Origin of the sequence: Paraburkholderia sp. RL18-101-BIB-B (assembly GCF_046026985.1) — a bacterium.
GTDB lineage: Bacteria > Pseudomonadota > Gammaproteobacteria > Burkholderiales > Burkholderiaceae > Paraburkholderia.
The window spans coordinates 51,719-72,904 of sequence record NZ_JARESV010000038.1 but is presented as its reverse complement, the minus strand read 5'-3'; the positions used below and the strand labels follow the sequence as shown (position 1 = coordinate 72,904).

The window sequence follows — 21,186 nt, the reverse complement described above, 5'->3', positions numbered from 1 at the left end:
CCAAAGCGCCAACTGCGATCGACATAAAAAAGCGGCAATTGAATGCCGCCTTTTTGCCGAGCCGGGAAAATGTCAAGCGAGCCGATCGCCACGCGAAACGCCACAGGGCGACACGCAGTGAAACGCGCAGTGAAACGATTAATCGTTCTTCGTCTTGACGACTTTCTTGCCGCGATAGTAGCCGTTCGGGCTAACGTGGTGACGCAGATGCACTTCGCCCGTGCTCGGTTCCACGGCCAGCGGCGCTGCCGTCAAGAAATCGTGCGAACGGTGCATGCCGCGCTTCGACGGCGACTTCTTATTTTGTTGAACTGCCATGACTAACTCCTAAAAATTTTCCGAATTCTAACACAGCCCGATCCGGTCTCCGCCACTGGCCGAATGGCCAATGCGCCCGCATCGCGCTCCCATGCAACTGTTCAGTGCTTCTTGTCGTCCGACTCTCCGCGCTTCAGACTCTGGAGCGCCGCAAACGGATTGGGCCGTTCGGGCTCGTCGCCCTCGCCAGCTTCGTCCAGTGCGCCCTCGTCGCCCTCGCCTTCGGCACCGGCCACACCAGAGACGAGACTCTCGTGCACTTCGGGGCAGACCTCGTGCTTGGGCACAAGCGGCAAGGAAAGCAGCAACTCTTCTTCGATCAAGTCGATGAGATCGAAATGGTTCGAACCCACGATCACTTCGACTTCATCCTCGTCGAGCGGAAACTCTTCGGCTTCCGCCTCAGTGTTGACGATCCGGTAAGTCGCATCGACGTTGAATGCCTGCAAGTACGGTGTCATGCACCGCTGACATTCGAGCCATGCAGCGCCGTGAATCGCCATCCTCAAATAAGGCTGGGGACCCTCGGTGCCGTCGTCCTGCAATTCCGGCTGCGTCGTGCCTTCGGCTTGCCAGGTGAACGCGGTATCGCGGTCTGGCGCTTCTGCCGGGACTTCGTTTAACATGCGCGGCAGTTGCGAGACGCGCACGACACCCGCGGCCTGACGCCCACTCCGCGCAAATTCGAACAGATCGATATCGTGCGGGTCGGACAGACCTGCAGGGTTGCCAGGATGTTGAGTCATGTGCGCTCCTGCGTCGGCAAAGATTTCGCCGGGTATAAACCGCGAGGTATAACTGATAACTGATTTGCAAGACAGCCCGCGAGACCCATGTGTTGCCTGCAGTTAGCACCGCAGTTGACACACGCCGAGACCCGCTTAGCGCAAGCATACCGATGAAAAGCCCAAAATCATATCCGTTTTGTCTTTTCGAGTCAAACACTTAAGCCCGTACGCGCGCGAGCTTCGCGCAACCCCGTACGCCCTGCCTCTCTAGCCGTTGATTGCCTATGCCAGACTCCCCCAATCGCCCGCCACGCCTGATTCTGGCGTCGAGTTCGCCTTACCGTCGCGAACTGCTCGAACGTCTGCGCGCGCCGTTCGATGTCATCGTGCCCGCGATCGACGAGACACCGCTCGCCGGCGAAACGCCCGAAGTCACCGCGCTGCGGCTCGCGCAAGCCAAGGCTCGCGCGGTAGCCGGCGGACTCGGCGCCGGTGAAGCGGCGCTCGTGATCGGCTCCGACCAGGTCGCCACTTACGACGGTCTGCAGATCGGCAAGCCGGGATCGCACGACACGGCGCTCGCCCAGTTGCAGGCGATGCGCGGCCGCGAAGTGCTGTTTCATAGTGCACTGTGTCTGTTCGACAGTCGCTCGGGAAACGTACAAGCCGTCGACGTGATTACCCGCGTCCATTTCCGCCACCTCCCGGACTCGACGCTGGAAGCCTACCTGCTAGCCGAAACGCCGTACGACGTCGCGGGTAGCGCCAAATCCGAAGGGCTCGGCATCGCCTTGCTCGATGCCATCCATTCCGACGACCCGACCGCGCTCGTCGGCCTGCCGTTGATCGCGCTGTCGCGCATGCTGCTCGCGGTGGGTTATCCACTATTGGGGGCTCAATGAGCGGCACGCTCTATCTGATTCCGAACACGCTGGGCGAAGGCGACGCCGAGGCGCTCGACGCCGTTCTGCCCGCGCCGGTACGCGCCCGCGCCGCCTCGCTTCACTATTACATTGGCGAAAACGCGAAAACCACGCGCGCTTTCCTCAAGAAGGTCGGCACGGAACGGCCGATCCAGGAAATCGAGATCCGCGAACTGAATGTGAATACGCCGGCCGGCGAGATCGACAAGCTGCTCGCGCCACTTCTCGGCGGCACGGACGCGGGTCTGGTTTCCGAAGCGGGCTGCCCGGCGGTCGCCGACCCCGGCGCGCTGCTGGTGCGCCGCGCGCATGAGCGCGGCGTGAAGGTCGTGCCGTTTGTCGGCCCGAGTTCGATTCTGTTGGCGTTGATGGCTTCCGGGCTCAACGGGCAGAGCTTTGCGTTCCACGGCTATCTGCCCGTCGACGCCGCGGAACGCGCCAAGCGTCTGCGAGACCTGGAGCAACAGTCGCGCAAAAGCAAGCAAACGCAGATCTTTATCGAAACGCCCTATCGGAATCGCGCGTTGCTCGACACGCTGCTGGCGACGTGCGCGCCGTCCACGCTCGTTTGCGTAGCGGTCGATCTGACGCTGGAAACGGAGACTATCGCCAGCCGCACCGTGGCTGACTGGAAGAAAAAGCCGGCGATCGATCTGCACAAACGACCGGCTATTTTTCTGATCCTGGCCGTTTGACCCAAGCCGCATAGAAAAACCAATCGGAAAACAAAAAGCCCCGCGCGATCATCGAATTCCGATCACGCGGGGCTTTGTTAATACCGACAGCAGATCAACGCAGATTCATCTTCCCACCGAGCGCCATGGCGTGAACCGCGCCACTGCCGACCGCCGCGCCGAATTTGCGCGCAACGCGGTCCGTAATGCTCTCTTTCACCGTGTAATCGACGATATCCGGTGCCTTGAACAGATCGCGCGCCACGTAATCCGCGTCGCCGAAACCGTCGGCAAGGCCGAGTTCCACGCTCTTCTGGCCCGTCCAGAAAAGGCCCGAGAACATGTCCGGCGTTTCATGCAGACGCTTGCCGCGCCCTTGGCGTACCGCGTCGATAAACTGCGCGTGGATCTGATCGAGCATATCCTGAGCATGTTCGTCCATCTTCGGCGTTTCCGGCGAGAACGGATCGAAAAAGCCCTTGTTCTCACCCGATGTGTGTAGACGCCGCTGAATCCCGAGCTTATCCATCAAGCCGGTAAAACCGAAGCTATCCATCAACACGCCGATCGAACCGACGATGCTCGCCTTATCGACATAAATCTTGTCAGCCGCCGCGGCCGCGTAATAGCCGCCGGACGCGCACATGTCGCCGACGACCACATACAGGGGAATCGACGGATATTTGGCGCGCAAGCGGCGAATTTCGCTATAGATGATGCCCGCCTGCACCGGACTGCCGCCCGGGCTATTGCAGCGAAGGATCACGCCGGCGGTGCCCGCGTCGTCGAACGCGCTTTGCAGCGCCGCGTTGACATCTTCCGCGTTCGCGTTCGTATCCGCCGATATCTCGCCGTCAAGCGTCACCATGGCCGTGTGACGGCCTGTGGCGACGACCTTGTCGCCGGAGAAGTCGATGGCAGCCCAAATTGCCAGCAACACTACGATCAGAAAAACGAAGCGGAAAAAGATCCTCCATCGCCGCGCCGCGCGCTGCTCGTTGATCGCCGCGAGCGCGATACGCTCGAGCGCGGCGCGTTCCCAGCCCGGCTCATCGGCAGGCGTGCGGGGGCGGCCTGTCAGGGACGGTTCCTTCGGCTCGGGAGTCAAATTGTCGGACATGCGGTGCAGTGGAAAGGTCGAAAGGGAGAAAATCAGAGTGTGGCCGGGCGAAGTTCGCCGTCGGGCAGCCAGAATACGGCACGGCCTTCCGGCGTATCACGTTCGTCCACCTGAACTGGCCGCAATCGGCCGCCGCGGCACGGACCACCGACGCATTTGCCCGTATCCGGCGCGTAAATCGCGCCATGTGTAGCGCACATCAAGTATAAACCGGACGATTCGAAGAACTGCCCTTCGGCCCAGTCCAGCTCCATCGGCACGTGGGCGCAGCGGTTCAGGTAGCCGTATGCGCGGCCATCATAGCGAACAAAAAATACGACCGCGTCGCCGCCACCGAGCTTCGCCGCGTGGCGCACGCCCGCGCCGCCGTCGACCAATTCGTCCGATGCGCAGACGCGAACCGCCGCCGCCGGCGCTTGCGTGGCAGCGGTGCTCATGCGTTCTCTCGCAACCAGCCGGACAGCACACTGACGCTCGACGCAACGAATTTCGGCGACAACGCGCTCAACGAATCCGCAGGATGCGCCCCGTATGTGACGCCAATGCCCGCGACGCCCGCATTGATCGCCATTTGCAGATCGTGTGTCGTGTCGCCGACCATCACTGTACGTGCGTTGTCCTGCCCCAGTTCGCGCGTCAATTCGTGCAGCATCGCCGGGTGCGGCTTCGAGAACGTCTCGTCGGCGCAGCGGGTGCCGTCGAACAGGCTCGTCAGGCGCGACTGATCCAAAGCTCGATTCAGCCCGACGCGGCTCTTGCCCGTCGCCACGGCCAATAGATAGCCCTGATCGCGCAATTCCTGCAGCATTTCGCGCACACCGGCGAACAACTCGGTGGTCTGATCCTTCACCAGATAATGGAAGCGATAGCGCTCGGCCAGTCGCGGATAATCCGAAGGATCGAGCGTGGGCGCGGCAATCTGTAACGCGTCGCGCAACCCGAGGCCGATCACATAGCTGGCCGCCTCGTCCGCGGGAACCGGCAAACCGAGATCGCGGCACGCCGACTGGATGCTGCGCGTGATGTGCGCGGTCGAATCCATTAGCGTCCCGTCCCAGTCGAAGACGATCAGATCAAATTGCTCTCTAGCCATGCGGTGTCGTCTCCGGGTTTGACCCATTTCGTAATTCGTTGAGCTGTGCGATGAAGCTGCAGCATTCGGCCGGCAACGGCGCCTCGAACTGCAGCGGCGCGCCGGTTGCCGGGTGCGTGAGCTTCAGCCGGTAAGCGTGCAGGAACATGCGCTTCAGGCCAGGCTTGGCGTTGGCGCGCGCCAACGCCTTGTTCAGCGCGAAGTCGCCGTATTTGGCGTCGCCGACGATCGGCAGTTCCAGATGCTGCAAGTGGACGCGAATCTGATGCGTGCGGCCCGTCTTCAGTTCCGCCTCGAGCAGCGCGTACTCCGGCCAGCGGTCGATCAGATTGAACACCGTGTGCGACGCGAGTCCGTCCGGCTGAACGCGCACGCGACGCTCGCCGTCGGCCGTCAAATACTTGTGCAGCGGCTCCTTGACCGCGCGGCGGCGGCCCCAGTCGCTCGCCCAGTCGCCGTGAACGCAAGCATAGTAGCGCTTATCCATCTTGTTCTCGCGAATCTGCTCATGCAGATTGACGAGCGCCGAGCGCTTCTTGGCGAGCATCAGAATGCCGGACGTCTCACGATCCAGCCGATGCACCAATTCGAGGAATTTCGCCTGCGGACGCGCCTCGCGCATCTGCTCGATCACGCCGAACGCGACGCCGCTGCCGCCGTGCACCGCCACACCGGCCGGTTTGTCGATCACGAGCATGTGCTCGTCTTCAAAAATAATCTTGAAATGGGCGGCCGGCACCGGCGTCTGAGCGGCTGCTTCGTTCTGTTGAGCGACACGAATGGGCGGCACGCGCACCAGATCGCCGAGCTCGAGACGGTACTGCGCGTCTATCCGGCCCTTATTCACACGCACTTCCCCGCTGCGCAGGATGCGATAAATATGGCTTTTCGGCACGCCTTTACAGACGCGTAACAAGAAGTTGTCGATGCGCTGTCCGGCCGCACTGTCGTCGATCTCGATCATCGAGACCTGGTCGCTTGCGACCGATTTCTGGGATATTTTGCCTAACTCTTTCATTCTGAATATAATTTGCCCAGCAGTCTGCGGCGGCCGGCGCAGTGTCCGGAATTCGGGCGGATTGCGCAGGTGCAAGCGATAAACCGTTATTTTACTTGCGCCGGGGTCTGGTTGCTCACCCTGAAAATGAGATGCAACAAGTTGCACGCACGAAGTCAGTGCCCGGCAGGGACGGCGCCCACAGGCGCGTTCGGTCAAGGTCGGCTTCGACGGTAACGGAATTTTGGAAAAAAAGAATTTAACTTTCAGCTTCGGTATCGGGCGGTCTGACGCCCTGCTGTACGAAGCTGCGAGTTGCGAAAATACGGCGTGCGCCCGAGGCGTCTTGTAGAAAGTACAAGACATGGCGACGTCAAAATGAGGCGAGACACCCCCAGCAGGAAAAGACGCGCCGACTGCGCGAACTTCCCGCTGCGGCACGACCGCAGCCTTCGACCCTCCGGTCACGCGTCCAGTTGGCGCACCGGCGCGAGTGGACGAAGGCTTATGAAGGTCGGCCGGCATAACCCGCGGCGTGTCGGGTCGTTATTTGAAGCCGTGTTCGCATGTGCCCTGCGGCACCGTGCCCATTGTTTAATGGGGCCGGGCCCTCTCAGGCAATTCTCCCACCAGCTTTCCCGCTCCAGCGTGCTTGTGAAAACACAATAAGGCGCGGCATGCCGCTGCCCGCTTCGCTCTCGCGACTGACAACCGCGCAGTGAAGGGGCAGGCTAAGCCGCTCTGGAGCCGTTCAATGAAACGAATGTTGTTCAACGCGACGCAGCAGGAAGAACTGCGCGTTGCCATCGTCGATGGGCAAAAACTCATCGATATCGACATCGAAACCGCCGGGCGCGAACAGCGCAAAGGCAATATTTACAAGGGCATCATTACTCGCATCGAGCCGTCGCTCGAAGCCTGCTTCGTCAACTACGGCGAAGACCGCCACGGCTTCCTGCCGTTCAAGGAAGTCGCCCGCCAGTACTTCCGCGACGGCGTCGACATGCGCTCCGCGCGCATCCAGGACGCGCTGCGCGAAGGCCAGGAACTGATCGTTCAGGTCGAAAAAGAAGAACGCGGCAACAAGGGCGCGGCCCTTACCACGTTCATCTCGCTCGCCGGCCGCTATCTGGTCCTGATGCCGAACAACCCGCGCGGCGGCGGCGTGTCGCGCCGGATCGAAGGCGACGACCGTCAGGAACTGCGCGAAACCATGGCGCAGCTGCAATTGCCGGAAGGCATGAGCATCATCGCGCGCACGGCCGGCATTGGCCGCAGTGCCGAAGAACTGCAGTGGGACCTGAACTACCTGATGCAACTGTGGCGCGCGATCGAAGCCGCGTCGCAAAGCGGTTCGAGCGGCCAGCCGATGCTGATCTATCTCGAATCGAGCCTCGTCATCCGCGCGATTCGCGACTACTTCCAGCCGGACATCGGCGAAATTCTGATCGACACCACCGAAATTCATGACCAGGCACGCGCCTTCATGGATATCGTGATGCCGGATAATGTCAGCAAGGTGAAGCGGTATCACGACGACGTACCGCTCTTCTCGCGCTTCCAGATCGAACACCAGATCGAAACGGCGTACTCGCGCACGGTGCCGCTGCCCTCGGGCGGCGCAATCGTGATCGATCACACCGAAGCGCTGGTTGCGATCGACGTGAACTCGGCACGCGCCACCAAGGGCGCCGACATCGAGGAAACGGCCGCGCGCACCAACCTCGAAGCCGCCGACGAAGTCGCCCGCCAGTTGCGCCTGCGTGACCTGGGCGGCCTGATCGTGATCGACTTCATCGACATGGAATCGGCCAAGAGCCAGCGCGAAGTCGAACAGCGCCTGAAAGATGCGCTCAAGCACGACCGTGCGCGCGTCCAGATGGGCAAGATCTCGCGTTTCGGCCTGATGGAACTGTCGCGTCAGCGTCTGCGTCCGGCTTTGTCGGAAGGCAGCCACGTGACCTGCCCGCGCTGTAACGGCACGGGTCACATCCGCGATACCGAGTCGTCCGCGCTGCAAGTGCTGCGGATCATTCAGGAAGAAGCGATGAAGGAAAACACCGCGGCAATTCATTGCCAGGTGCCGGTCGAAGTGACGGCCTTCCTGTTGAACGAAAAACGCGCCGAGATCAACAAGATCGAATCGCGTTTCAAGGTCAATGTCGTTCTGATCCCGAACAAGCACCTCGACACGCCGCATTACAAGCTCGAGCGTCTGCGTCACGACGACGCGCGCCTCGACGAGCCGCGTGCTTCGTGGAAGATGGCCGAGGAAGCAGCCCGCGAACTGGAATCGGAAACCGGCTACAGCAAGCGTGCCGAGGAAATGAAGCCGAAGCAGGAAGCGGCGGTCAAGGGCATCACGCCTGAAAAGCCGGCGCCGAGCGCACCGGTTCGCCCGGTCGTCACCCCGGCTCCGGTCGCGGTCACGCCGGCGAGCGGTGGCTTCATCGGCTGGTTGAAGAATCTGTTCGGCATGCAGCCGGCCGCTCCGGCGCCTGCCGCTCCGGCCACGACCGAAAAGCAGACGCGTCCGCAACGCGGCGAACGCACGGAGCGCGGTGAGCGCACCGGCGAACGCGGCGGCGATCGCAACCGTAATCGCCGTAGCGGCACGGGCACTCGCGATGCAGCGGGCCGTGGCGAAGGCACGACCGGCGGCCGTCAAGCCCAAGGCCAGCAACCGTCGCAACGCCGCGAGGAACGCGAGCCGCGTGAAGGCCGTGATGTGCGTGAAGCACGCGAAGGCCGCGAGCCGCGCGAAGCACGTGAGGCGCGCGAACCGCGTGGCACTCGCGAGCCGCGTGAAGCACGCGAAGGCCGTGAACCGCGCGAGGCCCGTGAGCCGCGCGAGGGTCGCGAAACCCGTGACCGCGACAATCGCGGTGCCGAGCGCGCGGAAACGGCGGAGGCCGCACCGCGTGGCGAACGTCAGGAACGCGGCGAGCGCCGTGAACGTGGCGATCGTTCGGAACGTGGCGAACGCCGCAAGCCGCAAGCAGAAACCGCGGATGCACTGACGCAAAGCGAAGCGCAAACGGCGGAAGAACTGGTGCAAAACCAGACCGCCTTGGGCGAAAACGGCGCGCCGATCGATCAGGAAGCGGTGGCGCGTGAAGGTGAAGAGCGTCGTCGTCGCCGTCGCGGCCGTCGTGGTGGCCGTCGTGAGCGTGAAGAGGACGTGAACGGCAACCTGGCAGCGGACGTCGCGGAAGCTGAAGGCGACAACGCGAGCGCAACCGACGAAGCGCCGGTGCGCACGGCGCATCAGCCGGTCGAGCGCAAGCCGGAAGTCGCCGAGGCGAAGGACGTGACGCCGGTGGAAGTGGTCGTCGCTGCTGTCGCGACTGAAACCGCCGTGGTGACCGAACTGCACGCCGCAACCGAAACACCGGCACTGGCCGTCGAAAAGGCTGAAAAGACGGAAACGGTGGTACCGGTCGCGGAAGCGCCGGTTGCGCCGGCAGCCGTCGAACCGGTCGCCGAAACGCCGGTGGCGCAAGCCGCTGCGGAGCCGGTCGAAGCAGCGCAAGCCGCGCCGGCCGCTAGTGAAACGGTTTTGCTGGTTGAACCGGTCGCACGTGTTGAGGCCCCGGCTCAAGCGCAGGTCGAGGCACCGGCAGTTGCGCCTGTTGTCGAAGCGCAAGCCGCTGTGCCGGCTCCGGTCGAAACCGTGGCTCCGGCCGCGGTGGTTGAAGCACCGGCCGTTCAGCCAGCGCCGCAGGCTGAGATCGTCGAACCGCAGCCGGTCGTGGCAGCGGTGGCACCGGCAGCCGAGCCGGCAGCGATCGAACCGGCGCCTGTCGCCGTTGCACCGCAAGCACCGCAACAAGCGCCCCGTCATAGCGCCGTGTCGGCGGAAGCCCTGAAGCCGGTGCTGGAACAAGCCGGTCTCGTCTGGGTGAATACCGACGCCGACAAGCTGCGCGCGGCTCAGGAAGCTGCTGCGCAGACCGTCAAGCCGGCTCGCGTGGTGCGCGAACGCAAACCGCTGCCGCCTTCCGACAGCGCGCCGATGCAACAGGTGGAAACAGGCCGGCACCCGCAGTAAGCCGCCCTGCCGCACTCGAAAAGCCCGCCCTCACCGGCGGGCTTTTTGTTTTATGGGCCGTGCTCCAGCCCAAACTCGCAGCGCTATGCCACTCCCCGTATACCCCGACACGGCCAAGGGTGCCGCTGCCCCCGGAAGCATTTCCGATAGAATGAATATCTAGCTTTAATTTCAAGCACTAACCGACGCAATTCATCGAAGCAATTCATGTCCCGACGCATCATCCCTGTTGCCGATCTCAGTGCTGTGCCGGTCATCGCCGGCCCCGTGCAGACGCCCAGCGGCGCGCTGCACGACACGCTTGCGCGCCCGCTGCGCGACCTGCGCATTTCGGTCACGGATCGCTGCAATTTCCGGTGCGTGTACTGCATGCCTCGCGCGGTGTTCGACAAGGACTACACGTTTTTGCCGCATAGCGCCTTGCTGAGCTTCGAGGAAATCGAACGGCTGGCGCGGCTGTTCGTCGCACATGGCGTCGAAAAAATCCGTCTGACGGGCGGCGAACCGCTGTTACGCAAAAATCTGGAATTCCTGATCGAACGGCTCGCGCAACTGACCACGCCGGCGGGCCGCCCGCTCGATCTGACGCTGACCACCAACGGTTCGCTGCTGGAACGCAAAGCGCGCAGCCTGAAAGACGCCGGCTTGAGCCGCGTCACGGTAAGTCTCGATGCGCTCGACGACACGCTCTTTCGCCGCATGAACGACGCCGACTTCGCCGTCGGCGACGTGCTGGACGGCATTGCCGCGGCGCACGCGGTGGGCCTCGCGCCGGTCAAGGTCAACATGGTCGTCAAGCGCGGCACCAACGACAGCGAAATCGTGCCGATGGCGCGTCATTTCAAAGGCTCGGGCGCGGTGCTGCGCTTTATCGAATACATGGACGTCGGCACGTCGAACGGCTGGAACATGACTGAAGTGCTGCCCTCCGCCGACGTCGTCACGCGCATCGCCGAGCACTTCCCGCTCGCGCCGCTCGAAGCGCACAGCGCCGCCGAGACCGCGCAGCGCTGGGGTTACGCGGACGGCAGCGGCGAGATCGGCGTGATTTCGAGCGTGACGCGCGCGTTTTGCGGCAGTTGCACGCGAGCGCGTCTGTCGACCGAAGGCAAGCTCTACTTGTGCCTGTTCGCGTCGTCGGGTCACGATCTGCGCGCGCTGGTGCGCAACGGCGCGAGCGACGCCGACATCGCCACCGCCATCGCCGAGATCTGGCAGGACCGCGGCGACCGCTATTCGCAATTGCGCGGCAGCGCCTCGGCCGATTCGGGCGCGCGGGATGGCCGCCGCGTCGAAATGTCGTACATCGGCGGCTGAGCGGCGGCGCATGAAGCCGACGCGCGAACACATCACCGGTTTGTTGCTCGCGGGCGGGCGCGGCGTCCGCATGGGCGGCGCCGACAAGGGCCTGCAACTGCTGCACGATGAGCCGCTCGCCGCCCACGTGCTCAAGCGCCTCGCGCCACAAACCGGCGCCCTCCTGATCAGCGCCAATCGTCACCCTGAGGCTTACAGCGCACTCGGCGCGCCGTTCGGCGCCACGGTGGTGGCGGACACCCTGGCCGGATTTCCGGGCCCGCTGGCGGGCCTGCTCACCGGGTTGCGCGCAGCCGGCACCGCCTATGTACTCAGTGCACCCTGCGACTCGCCGTGGCTGCCTGACGACCTCGCCGAGCGCCTCGCGCACGCGCTGGACTCGAACGGGGCCGATATCGCCACGGTCACCACCACCGACGCGCACGGCCAAACGTCCCTGCATCCCGTCTTCGCGCTCTTGCGCACGAGTCTCGCGGACGATCTCTCGGCTTTCCTGGAAGCCGGCGAGCGTAAAGTTCGCGCGTGGTACGCGCGCCACAAGACGGTGGAAGTCGTCTTTACCGACGAGCGCGCGTTTTACAATATCAATTCGCTACAAGAACTCGCCGACCTCCAGCGTGATTGAGGCCCCGGTTGAAATCCCGCTCCGGCCGCACGGCAACCGCCGCTCCCGCCTTCGGTCGCGACGCCCAGCCCTTCATGACCACGCTTAACGAATTTTCCCGCTGCATCGCGCAGTACGATCCTCACGCGCTACCTGTGCCGGCCGCTCAGGCGATTGTTCGTCAGTGGGCCGCGCCGGTCACGGCCGTTGAACGCGTGGCCTTGCGCGACGCGCTCGACCGCGTGCTCGCGGCCGATATCGTGTCGCCGATCGACGTCCCTTCGCACGACAACTCCGCCATGGACGGCTACGCGTTCAACCGCGCGGCACTCGCCACCGGCGCGACCACCGTCGAACTGGCGGTCGTCGGCAAGGCGCTGGCCGGGCATCCGTTCGCGGGCCGCGTCGAGGCCACGCAATGCGCGCGTGTCATGACCGGCGCCTGCATGCCGGCCGACTGCGACACGGTCGTGCCGCAGGAACTCGTCGAGCGCGGCGCCGATTCCGTTTCGATCCGCTTCGCGGCCAACGCCGTGGCGGGCGGCGCAAACCGGCGCCTCGCCGGCGAAGACCTCGCGCGCGGTCATGCCGCGCTGCGGGCGGGCCGCATCATGCGCGCGTCGGACCTCGGCTTGCTGGCATCGCTCGGCATCGGCGAAGTCAATGTCAGGCGGCGTTTGCGCGTCGCCTTCTTCTCGACCGGCGACGAATTGCGCTCGCTCGGCGAACCGCTCGATCCGGGTTGCGTGTACGACAGCAACCGCTACACGCTGTTTGCCATGCTGCGGCGCCTGAACATCGACACGCTCGACCTCGGCGTGGTGCGGGACGAGCCCGCCGCGATGGAAGCCGCCTTGCGCAGCGCCGCGGCGAGCGCGGACGTGGTGCTGACCTCGGGCGGCGTCTCGGTCGGCGAGGCGGACTTCACCAAGCAACTGCTGCAAACTTTCGGCGACGTCGCGTTTTGGAGTCTCGCCATGCGCCCGGGCCGCCCGCTTGCATTCGGCCGCGTCTGGTCCGGCGAGCGGCCGGGTGTCGGGCTTCCCGCGTTATTCTTCGGGTTGCCGGGCAATCCGGTCGCCGTGATGGTGGCGTTCTATCAGATCGTGCGAGAAGTGCTGCTGCTGATGTCGGGCGCCACGCCGCAACCGCTGCCGGTCATTCACGCCATGAGCCGCCGGGCCATCCGCAAACGCGCCGGGCGCACCGAATTCCAGCGCGGCGTAGCCCAACAGGACGCGCACGGACAGTGGCACGTCACGCCGACCGGATCGCAAAGCTCCGGCGTGCTGAGTTCGATGAGCGAAGCGAATTGCTTCATCGTGCTCGGGCACGATGAAGGCGAGATCGCCGAAGGAGAGCGCGTCGCTATCATGCTGTTCGACGGTCTCATCTGACGGCTGACGCACGGCTGAGGCAACGTACCCGCCGGCGTTGATTTGCAGCTTTACCCATTACCACTACGACACACGGGTTTGACTTACATGAAAAAACAGATCTCGTTCATTGCACCGGGACAGACGGCCAAAGCACTGATCCTTGTGTACCTGACGTTTTCGGTGCCGATCGTGCTGCTGGGCGTACTGGTCGCGTTCGTGCGCTATGGTTCGGTGGAACTGAGCACGGTGTTCAGCGCGCTGCTGCTGAACGCGATTCTCGGTTTCATCCTGCTGTGGATCGCATGTCATGCGTACAACTGGGTGGCGTCGCGCTTCGGCGGCATTGAAATCCAATTGACCGACGCGCCGGAAGAGGCGTAATGCCCGCGACGATCCGCGCCGCCGCGCCCGCGGACACCGGCGCCATCTTTGCGCTGACGTACGAACTCGCGCAATTCGAAAGCCTCACGCATGTCTTCGTCGCGACCGAAGACGGCTTGCGCGACGCGCTGTTCGGCGCACGGCCTTCGATCGAGGCACTGGTAGCGGAGAACGAAGGACGCATCGTCGGCTATGCGCTGTTCTTCCACAATTACTCGAGTTTCGTCGGCAAGCGCGGGCTGTATCTCGAAGACGTCTATGTGCAACCCTCGCAACGGGGTAGCGGTCTCGGCACCGCGCTGTTGCAACGCCTCGCCGCATTGGCGGTGGAACGGCAATGCGGGCGGTTCGAATGGACCGTGCTGGATTGGAACCAGCAGGCCATCAGCTTCTATGAAAAGATGGGCGCCTCTGTCATGCCGGATTGGCGCGTGGTGCGTCTGGCGGGTGAAGCGCTTGAACGGTTGGCGGCTGCAAGCGCCTGAATCGGCGCTGCGACCAAACCGCAAGCCCCACCCCGTTATTGCTCGTCAGGATCCACGCCCGACAGCGCATCGCCGAGCAACCCGCTCGCCTCCTCGCCTGGCAATGCCTCGACGTCGCGCAATCTGCGGCTCATGACGCGCGTGCGCGTCTCCGCCGCTTCGATAGACCGCGTGACGGTTTCCAGTTGCGCCTTCGTCTTCGCCAGCACATCGCCGAATTTGCCGAACTCCGTTTTCACCGCGCCGAGCACCTGCCACACCTCGCTCGACCGCTTCTCGATCGCGAGCGTGCGGAAACCCATCTGCAAGCTATTGAGCAATGCGGTGAGCGTAGTCGGCCCTGCAATCGTCACGCGATAGTCGCGTTGCAGCAGGTCCGTCAGCCCCGGCCGGCGCAACACTTCCGCGTACAGGCCTTCGGTTGGCAGGAACAGCAGCGCGAAGTCCGTGGTGTGCGGCGGCGACACGTACTTTTCCGCAATCGTGCGTGCCTCCGCGCGAATCCGCGCTTCGAGCGCGCGTGATGCTTCTTCCACCGCGACCGGGTCGGCGCGCTCCTGCGCTTCGATCAGACGCTCGTAATCCTCGCGCGGAAACTTGGCGTCGATGGGCAGCCAGACAGGCGTGGCCGCAGCGCCTTGCTCCGCGCGGCCCGGCAGCTTGATCGCAAACTCGACGCGCTCCGCGCTTCTCGGCACTGTCGCAATGTTCTTCGCGTACTGGTCGGCGGTGAGCAGTTGCTCCAGCAGCGCTTCCAACTGCACTTCGCCCCACGTGCCACGCGTCTTCACGTTGGTGAGCACCTTCTTCAGATCGCCGACGCCGGCCGCCAGCGTCTGCATCTCACCCAGGCCGCGGTGCACCTGTTCGAGCCGATCGGAAACCAGCTTGAACGATTCGCCCAGCCGCTGTTCGAGCGTGGCATGCAGCTTTTCGTCGACGGTGCGGCGCATTTCGTCGAGCTTGACCGAGTTGTTCGCCTCGATATCTTTGAGCCGCTGTTCGATGGTCGCGCGCACTTCGGCGAAACGGCGGTCGTTCGCCTCGGTGAGTTGCCCCAGTTGCAGGCTCAGCGTATCGCCGAACTGTTTGAGCGAGCGGCCCTGCTCGTCGCGCGCCTGCTGGGCCTGCGCCTGCAGACTGTGACGCACGGCGTCGAGTTGCTGCGCGAAACCGTCGATCTTGCCGCCCTGCACCGTCGTCATGCTGCTGAACTGCGCGGCCAGCGTCTGCTGAAAATGCGCGAAGCCGCTGCTCTGTTCGGTACGCGACACGCGCGCCGTCTCGGTGATGTCGTTGCGCAGTTGCCGCTCAAGCCGTTCGTAAGCGTGGGCTTGCGCGTCGGCCGTAACGTCCATGCGTTCGTTGAGCAACTCGAACTGCTCGTTGTCCTCCGCGCGGCCATGAGCGCGCATCAGCAAAACCAAAGCGATAACCAATGCGACCGCCAGCACGGCGACGGCCGCCACTAGATACATTGTCATGAACGCGCCTTGCCGATGACGTCGGGGTTGACCGGATTCGGCGGCCGGCCCGCGCGCGGACCTTCACCCAGGCCCGCGATCAGATTGTCCGCGGCGAGATTCGCCATGGCGCGGCGCGTGGCTTCGGTTGCGCTGGCAATGTGCGGCGTGAGCACGACATTCGGCACGCTGAGTAGATCCTGATTCAGATTCGGCTCGCCTTCGAACACATCGAGACCGGCCGCCGCAATCTGCTTGGAGCGCAACGCCTCGACGAGCGCGACGTCGTCGACGATGCCGCCACGCGCGATATTCGTGAGCGTCGCAGTCGGCTTCATCAACGCGAGTTCGGCCGCGCCGATCGTGTGATGGTTCTCCTTCGTGTACGGCAGAACGAGCACGACGTGATCGGCGCGCCGCAACAGGTCCTGCTTCGATGCATACTCGGCGTTCAGCTCGGCCTCGATCTCGGGCGCGACGCGCGAACGGTTGTGATAAATCACCTGCATGTTGAAGCCCTTCGCGCGACGTGCGAGCGCCTGGCCGATGCGGCCCATGCCGATCACGCCGAGCGTCGAGCCGTGCAGATCGCTGCCGAGAAACGCGTCATACGCCCACTTCTGCCATTGGCCCGCGCGCAGCCAGTGTTCCGATTCGGTGATGCGGCGCGCCGCCGCCATCATCAGCGCCCAGCCGAAGTCCGCGGTCGATTCGTTCAGCACGTCCGGCGTATTGGTGCCTAGCACTTTAGCCGCGTTGAAGGCGGCCATGTCGAAGTTGTTGTAGCCCACCGCCATATTCGCCACCACGCGCAGACGCGGCGCCGCCGCGAGTTCGGCCGCGCCGACCGGGTCGCCCGCGGTCAACGCGCCGTCCTTATCCGCGAGACGGCGCGTCAGTTCGTCGGCGGACAATACGTCGCCCCGATTCCAGTCGACGTCGAAATACTGTTTGAGCCGTTCGATCACATCGGGAAAGATCGGACGGGCGACGAGGATCTTCTGCATTGCAATTCTCCGTATAGCGCGTCGAGTTCGATTGCCTCGGCGTCAAAAAAAGAGCCAGCCGGTGACGAGAAAAAGCGGCAACAACACCACGGCGGACCAGCCCAGATAGGCGAAAAAGCCCGGCATGCGAACGCCGCGCGATTCCGCGATTGCCTTCACCATGAAGTTCGGCGCATTGCCGATATAGGTGTTCGCGCCCATGAACACCGCGCCGGCCGAGATCGCCGCGAGCGTGGTGGCGCCGGTGGTCATGAGCGTCTGCGCGTCGCCGCCGGCCAGGTTGAAGAACACGAGGTAGGTCGGCGCGTTGTCGAGAAACGAAGATAGCAGCCCGGTCGCCCAGAAGTACATCAGATCGTGCGGCTGGCCCGACGCGTCGTTGACCAGATGGACGATGCCCGCGAACGCACCCGCCTCGCCGGCGCGCAGAATCGTGATGACCGGCGCGATCGTCACGAAGATGCCGGCGAACAGTTTGGCCACCTCTTCGATCGGCGCCCAGTTGAAGTCGTTGCCCGCGCGAGCCGCGCGCGGCGTGAGCGCCAACGAGAGTAACGTCACACCGATCAGCGCGGCATCGCGCACGGCATTTTGCAAAGCCACGTGCGTGCCGAACACGTCGAACTCCACGCCCGGTTTCCACAGCCCGCTCATCAGTACGAGCGCGATCACGGCGGCGAGCAATACGAAATTGATCTTGCCATCGATGCCGAGCGGCGGCGTGTCGGGCGTCCGATCGAGAAAGCGCGAGCGTTCTTCCTCGCGCCGATGAAAGTAGTACGAGTCCAGCGCATAGAACGCGATCAGCAGCACGCCGCAGACGAACAGCATCGGCAGCGCGAGATGCGTGGTGGTCCAGAAGAAACTCACACCCTGCAGAAAGCCGAGAAAGAGTGGCGGGTCGCCCAGCGGCGAAAGCGAGCCGCCCGCGTTGGCCACCAGGAAGATAAAAAAAACCACCACATGAACGACGTGCTTGCGATTGTCGTTGGCACGCAGCAACGGGCGGATTAGCAACATGGCCGCGCCGGTCGTGCCCATGATGCTCGCGAGCAACGTGCCGAGCGCGAGGATCGCCGTGTTCAGGCGCGGCGTGCCATGCAGATTGCCGCGCACGCAGATGCCGCCCGCCACGGTGTAGAGCGCCATCAGCAACACGATGAACGGAACGTATTCTTCGAGCAGCGCATGCACGAGCGTGCCGAATGCGACGCCGCTGCCGTAGCTGAGCGCGAACGGCACGAGAAATACGAGCGCCCAGGCCGCCGCAATCTTGCCGAAGTGGTGATGCCAGAACGCCGGCGCGATCAACGGAAACACCGCGATCGACAGCAGCACGCCCGCGAACGGCAGCCCCCACAGCGCCGACAAAGTTGCGCCGTCGAGCGTGGCGGCCGACGCAAATTGCGGCCAGCCGGCCAGCGTCAATGCAGCCGCGAGCCCCATGCCAGTACAAACGGCACGTCCTTTCATAGAATTGAAGTCCTTGTTATTGCCCGCAGCCGCACATCGGAGCATGCGTCCCGATGCACCGCCGAGCCGCGCTTGCCGCTCAGGCGCCCTGCACGACGATCACATGCACCCGATAAGGCCCATGCGCGCCCAGCACGATGGTCTGTTCGATATCTCCGGTACGCGAAGGCCCTGAGACGAAATTGACTGCGCGCGGCAGTTCGCCGCGCTCCTTGCGGATCAGTGCGAATGCCTCTTCATGACCCGAGACGATGCGCGAAGCCGGCACAATGGCAATGTGCGTTTCCGGCAGCAGACCGGCCGACGCATACGTTTCCGGCCCGGACAGCAGCACTAGCGTGCCAGTCTCGGCGGTCGCACAAAAGCAGCCGGTGAGACCGACCACGTCGCCGTCTTGCGGCTTGCGAAATTCGACGATGAGGCCGGCTTCGGCCCATTGCAGATCCTGCAGCGTTTGCCAGGCGATGGCCTGCAGCGGCAACGCATGTTGCGCGAGGTAGCGATGCGCCGCGGCCGGCACATCGCTCAGTGCTTGCACCGAGTCGACCGTGGTGGCCAATTTCTGCGCTTCTTCGATGAAGCGCGCGACGAGGTCGACCGGCATCTCCGGCCGCGGGCCAGCAGGATGGCGCGCCAGGTAGTCCGCGGCGGCCTCGCGCTCGGAAGCGGACGGCTCCGGCTCACGCCCTTGCGCCGCGCGGATACGCGCCAGGATGTTGCGGCGGGCAATCGATGTGTCCATGTGCGAAATCCTCGTGTCGACAGCCGTGCGATATGGCGAGAATTATACCGGCCACCCTGCGCGCGAACACCCTGGCCGAACGGGCTATTGCCGCGTGTCGAACACGGGCCTTACGCTATAGCCAGCTACGAACCGCGTTACTTCGCCGCCTCTTCCTCGGGCTGCGCAATGCCGAACACTTGACGCAGATATGCGAGGTAAGCCTTGTCTTCGCACATGTTCTTGCCCGGCGAGTCCGACAGCTTCGCCACCGGCTGACCATTGCAGCGAACCATCTTGATGACGATTTGCAACGGGTTGTAGCCGAGGTCGTTGGTCAGATTCGTGCCCACGCCGAACGCGAGCTTGCAGCGGCCACGGAAGCGCTCATAGAGTTGCAGCACCTTCGGAATGTCGAGCGCGTCGGAGAACACGAGGATCTTGGTGCGCGGGTCGCAGCGGTTCGCTTCGTAGTGCTTGAGCAGGCGTTCGCCCCAGTCGAACGGATCGCCGGAATCGTGGCGCGCGCCGTCGAACAGCTTGCAGAAGTACATGTCGAAGTCGCGCAGGAACGCTTCCATGCCGTAGACGTCCGAGAGCGCGATACCCAGGTCGCCACGGTATTCCTTGGCCCACATTTCGAAGCCGAAGATCTGCGAGTCGCGCAATCGCGGACCGAGCGCCTGGCACGCCTGCAGGTATTCGTGCGCCATCGTGCCGAGCGGCGTGAGGCTGTGCTTCATCGCGTAGAAGACGTTGCTGGTGCCGGCGAACTGCTCGCCGAGGCCTTCTTTGAGCTTGAGGATCACTTCCTCGTGCCATTGCTTCGAGAAGCGCCGGCGCGTGCCGTAGTCGGCGATCTTGCAGTCGGCGAATTCCGGACGCGCGCCGAGCAGCTTGATCTTGTCGACGAGACGGCCGCGTCCTTCGCTGTAGTCCGGCTTCTGCTGGGTGTTGCGGAAGTAGACTTCGTTGACGATCGCGAGCATCGGAATCTCGAACAGGATCGTATGCAGCCACGGTCCCTTGATCTCGATGTCGATTTCGCCATTGCCCTTCGGCGACGGTTCGATCGAAATGTATTTCTCGTTCAGATGGAACAGCGCCAGAAACTCGATGAAGTCGCCCTTGATGAAGCGCATGCGCCGCAGGTAGTCGAGCTCGTCGTCGGCGAAGCGCAGCTTGCAGAGCTTGCGCACTTCGTCGCGAATCTCGCCGATATACGGCACGAGATCGACATTCGGCGTACGGCAGCGGAAGCGATACTCCACATTCGCCGCGGGAAAGTGATGCAACACCACTTGCATCATCGTGAACTTGTACAGATCGGTGTCGAGCAGCGAAGTAATAATCATGATGGTGCGAACTGGACTGCGGAAAACGGAAGGCCTGACACGAAAGGCCCGACTCACCCATGCGCGTACGGCACGCCCCGTGCGCGCCGACCTGACGCATGTTACCCGAATGCGCCGGCGTTCAGCGCGCCGGCGGACGCCCGCGCAGCGCGCCCCAGGGACGTCCCAATGCGCACGCCATAAACTAATCACGAAAACGTATAAACGGTCTTGTGCGATGCTGCATGCGCCTCTTGACGTTACGATACAATAGCGCTTTTGGCGTTTCCGCCTCCCCAGATACCGCATGCAGGAGCTGCCTGAATGACTCACGTTGTGACCGAAAGCTGCATCAAGTGCCGCTATACCGACTGTGTCGATGTGTGCCCGGTGGACTGCTTTCGCGAAGGTCCCAACTTCCTCGCGATCGACCCCGATGAATGCATCGACTGCGCCGTGTGCGTGGCCGAGTGCCCGGTGAACGCCATTTATGCCGAGGAAGACGTGCCGGGCGACCAGCAGAACTTCATCGAGCTGAATGCCGATCTCGCGAAGAACTGGCCGAGCATCACCAAGACCAAGGCGCCGCTGCCGGAAGCCGACGAGTTCAAGGACGTGAAGGAAAAGCTCGAGTTGCTCGTACGCTGAGCCTCGCTGTCTGCCGCGTGCGCAGCCGAATTCGAATGAAATCGAGATGAGCACAAGGTATTGACAGGCGCTTAAGCTCCTCCTACAATTTCGTTTCTCTGCTGTTGTTGTTCTGTTCCTCGATAGCTCAGTCGGTAGAGCGCCGGACTGTTAATCCGTAGGTCCCTGGTTCGAGCCCAGGTCGAGGAGCCAAGAATTGCAAAGGCCCGTTAACCAAGACGGGCTTTTTTATGTAGATCAAGTTGTAGTTAATCAAGCTGCACTGCTGTTCCTCGATAGCTCAGTCGGTAGAGCGCCGGACTGTTAATCCGTAGGTCCCTGGTTCGAGCCCAGGTCGAGGAGCCAAAAAATTGAAAGGCCCGCATCCGTGCGGGCCTTTTTCTTTTTGCGCGCCGCACGGTGCCGAGCCATGTCACCGTGGTCGATACCAAGCTCGCGCCGTTCCAGCGAACCTGTCGCCCGGGAGCATC

At 63.4% G+C, this 21,186-nt stretch carries 20 protein-coding genes and 2 tRNA genes; 11 read left to right on the top strand and 11 right to left on the bottom strand.

All coding sequences use genetic code 11. The features are described from left to right. Window positions 1-138: 138 nt before the first annotated feature. Both rpmF and P0D73_RS34690 read right to left on the bottom strand, forming a co-directional pair. Window positions 139-318 (bottom strand): 50S ribosomal protein L32, encoded by a 180-nt coding sequence (gene rpmF / locus P0D73_RS34695; RefSeq protein ID WP_006051932.1) that lies wholly within the window; start codon window positions 316-318, stop codon window positions 139-141. A 101-nt stretch (window positions 319-419) separates the two neighbouring features. Continuing rightward, window positions 420-1,064 (bottom strand): DUF177 domain-containing protein, encoded by a 645-nt coding sequence (locus P0D73_RS34690; RefSeq protein WP_408434903.1) that lies wholly within the window; start codon window positions 1,062-1,064, stop codon window positions 420-422. A 266-nt stretch (window positions 1,065-1,330) separates the two neighbouring features. On the opposite strand from P0D73_RS34690, the gene P0D73_RS34685 reads away from it, so the two are divergent. Together P0D73_RS34685 and P0D73_RS34680 are read left to right on the top strand one after the other, a co-directional pair. After that, window positions 1,331-1,948, top strand: a complete 618-nt coding sequence (locus P0D73_RS34685; RefSeq protein WP_408434901.1) for a Maf-like protein — start codon at window positions 1,331-1,333, stop codon at window positions 1,946-1,948. Next, window positions 1,945-2,664 (top strand): SAM-dependent methyltransferase, encoded by a 720-nt coding sequence (locus P0D73_RS34680; RefSeq protein WP_408181050.1) that lies wholly within the window; start codon window positions 1,945-1,947, stop codon window positions 2,662-2,664. The genes P0D73_RS34685 and P0D73_RS34680 overlap by 4 nt, the downstream gene beginning before the upstream one ends. 94 nt (window positions 2,665-2,758) lie before the next feature. Here P0D73_RS34680 and P0D73_RS34675 read toward each other — a convergent pair whose 3' ends face one another. Genes P0D73_RS34675 through P0D73_RS34660 form a run of 4 tightly spaced genes read right to left on the bottom strand, consistent with a single transcriptional unit; the run spans window position 2,759 to window position 5,874 of the window. After that, complete coding sequence (locus P0D73_RS34675; protein WP_132373565.1) at window positions 2,759-3,763, bottom strand: S49 family peptidase; 1,005 nt, start codon at window positions 3,761-3,763, stop codon at window positions 2,759-2,761. Between the two features lie 32 nt (window positions 3,764-3,795). Continuing rightward, a complete protein-coding gene (locus P0D73_RS34670; protein ID WP_408318305.1) occupies window positions 3,796-4,200 on the bottom strand; it encodes a Rieske (2Fe-2S) protein in 405 nt (134 codons plus the stop codon). Then, window positions 4,197-4,856: an HAD-IIIA family hydrolase gene (locus tag P0D73_RS34665; RefSeq protein WP_408181051.1), complete on the bottom strand. Its 660-nt coding sequence runs from the start codon at window positions 4,854-4,856 to the stop codon at window positions 4,197-4,199. Before P0D73_RS34665 ends, P0D73_RS34670 begins: the two co-directional genes overlap by 4 nt. Beyond that, a complete protein-coding gene (locus P0D73_RS34660) occupies window positions 4,849-5,874 on the bottom strand; it encodes an RluA family pseudouridine synthase (protein WP_408181052.1) in 1,026 nt (341 codons plus the stop codon). Before P0D73_RS34660 ends, P0D73_RS34665 begins: the two co-directional genes overlap by 8 nt. A 733-nt stretch (window positions 5,875-6,607) precedes the next feature. Here P0D73_RS34660 and P0D73_RS34655 point away from each other — a divergent pair. The 6 genes from P0D73_RS34655 (at window position 6,608) to P0D73_RS34630 (ending at window position 14,070) form a co-directional block, all read left to right on the top strand. Continuing rightward, entirely contained in the window at window positions 6,608-9,904 is a 3,297-nt protein-coding gene (locus P0D73_RS34655) for an Rne/Rng family ribonuclease (RefSeq protein ID WP_408434898.1), read from the top strand. Between the two features lie 207 nt (window positions 9,905-10,111). Then, on the top strand, window positions 10,112-11,221 hold the full coding sequence (gene moaA, locus P0D73_RS34650) for a GTP 3',8-cyclase MoaA (RefSeq protein ID WP_408181054.1): 1,110 nt from the start codon (window positions 10,112-10,114) through the stop codon (window positions 11,219-11,221). Window positions 11,222-11,231: 10 nt separating this feature from the next. Next, entirely contained in the window at window positions 11,232-11,846 is a 615-nt protein-coding gene (gene mobA, locus P0D73_RS34645; RefSeq protein ID WP_408290502.1) for a molybdenum cofactor guanylyltransferase MobA, read from the top strand. 74 nt (window positions 11,847-11,920) lie between these two features. Next, window positions 11,921-13,222 carry a molybdopterin molybdotransferase MoeA gene (gene moeA / locus P0D73_RS34640; RefSeq protein WP_408434896.1) on the top strand — a complete coding sequence of 434 codons (1,302 nt, stop codon included), beginning with the start codon at window positions 11,921-11,923 and terminating at the stop codon, window positions 13,220-13,222. 87 nt (window positions 13,223-13,309) lie between these two features. After that, the gene (locus P0D73_RS34635) at window positions 13,310-13,585 is read left to right on the top strand and encodes a hypothetical protein (RefSeq protein WP_006053283.1); all 276 of its coding nucleotides are present in this window, start codon (window positions 13,310-13,312) and stop codon (window positions 13,583-13,585) included. Then, window positions 13,585-14,070 carry a GNAT family N-acetyltransferase gene (locus P0D73_RS34630; RefSeq protein ID WP_408181057.1) on the top strand — a complete coding sequence of 162 codons (486 nt, stop codon included), beginning with the start codon at window positions 13,585-13,587 and terminating at the stop codon, window positions 14,068-14,070. Before P0D73_RS34635 ends, P0D73_RS34630 begins: the two co-directional genes overlap by 1 nt. Before the next feature lie 35 nt (window positions 14,071-14,105). Here the strand turns inward: P0D73_RS34630 and P0D73_RS34625 are convergent, their stop codons facing one another. The 5 genes from P0D73_RS34625 to pncB all read right to left on the bottom strand — a co-directional run bounded on the left by P0D73_RS34625 (window position 14,106) and on the right by pncB (window position 20,089). Beyond that, a complete protein-coding gene (locus P0D73_RS34625) occupies window positions 14,106-15,554 on the bottom strand; it encodes a DNA recombination protein RmuC (RefSeq protein ID WP_408181058.1) in 1,449 nt (482 codons plus the stop codon). Continuing rightward, window positions 15,551-16,540, bottom strand: coding sequence for a 2-hydroxyacid dehydrogenase (locus P0D73_RS34620; protein ID WP_408318310.1), 990 nt, complete (start codon window positions 16,538-16,540; stop codon window positions 15,551-15,553). The genes P0D73_RS34625 and P0D73_RS34620 overlap by 4 nt, the downstream gene beginning before the upstream one ends. A 42-nt stretch (window positions 16,541-16,582) precedes the next feature. After that, the gene (locus P0D73_RS34615) at window positions 16,583-18,013 is read right to left on the bottom strand and encodes a sodium:proton antiporter (RefSeq protein ID WP_408181060.1); all 1,431 of its coding nucleotides are present in this window, start codon (window positions 18,011-18,013) and stop codon (window positions 16,583-16,585) included. 79 nt (window positions 18,014-18,092) lie between these two features. After that, window positions 18,093-18,755, bottom strand: a complete 663-nt coding sequence (locus tag P0D73_RS34610) for a LutC/YkgG family protein (protein ID WP_408181061.1) — start codon at window positions 18,753-18,755, stop codon at window positions 18,093-18,095. A 137-nt stretch (window positions 18,756-18,892) separates the two neighbouring features. Then, window positions 18,893-20,089, bottom strand: coding sequence for a nicotinate phosphoribosyltransferase (gene pncB, locus P0D73_RS34605; protein ID WP_408181062.1), 1,197 nt, complete (start codon window positions 20,087-20,089; stop codon window positions 18,893-18,895). 303 nt (window positions 20,090-20,392) lie between these two features. Between pncB and fdxA the strand changes: the two genes are divergently transcribed. From fdxA to P0D73_RS34590, 3 genes are all read left to right on the top strand, one after another. Then, window positions 20,393-20,716 carry a ferredoxin FdxA gene (gene fdxA / locus P0D73_RS34600; protein WP_064268471.1) on the top strand — a complete coding sequence of 108 codons (324 nt, stop codon included), beginning with the start codon at window positions 20,393-20,395 and terminating at the stop codon, window positions 20,714-20,716. Between the two features lie 116 nt (window positions 20,717-20,832). Beyond that, window positions 20,833-20,908 (top strand) — tRNA-Asn (locus P0D73_RS34595). 77 nt (window positions 20,909-20,985) lie between these two features. Next, a tRNA-Asn gene (locus P0D73_RS34590) sits at window positions 20,986-21,061 on the top strand. Window positions 21,062-21,186 lie beyond the last annotated feature (125 nt).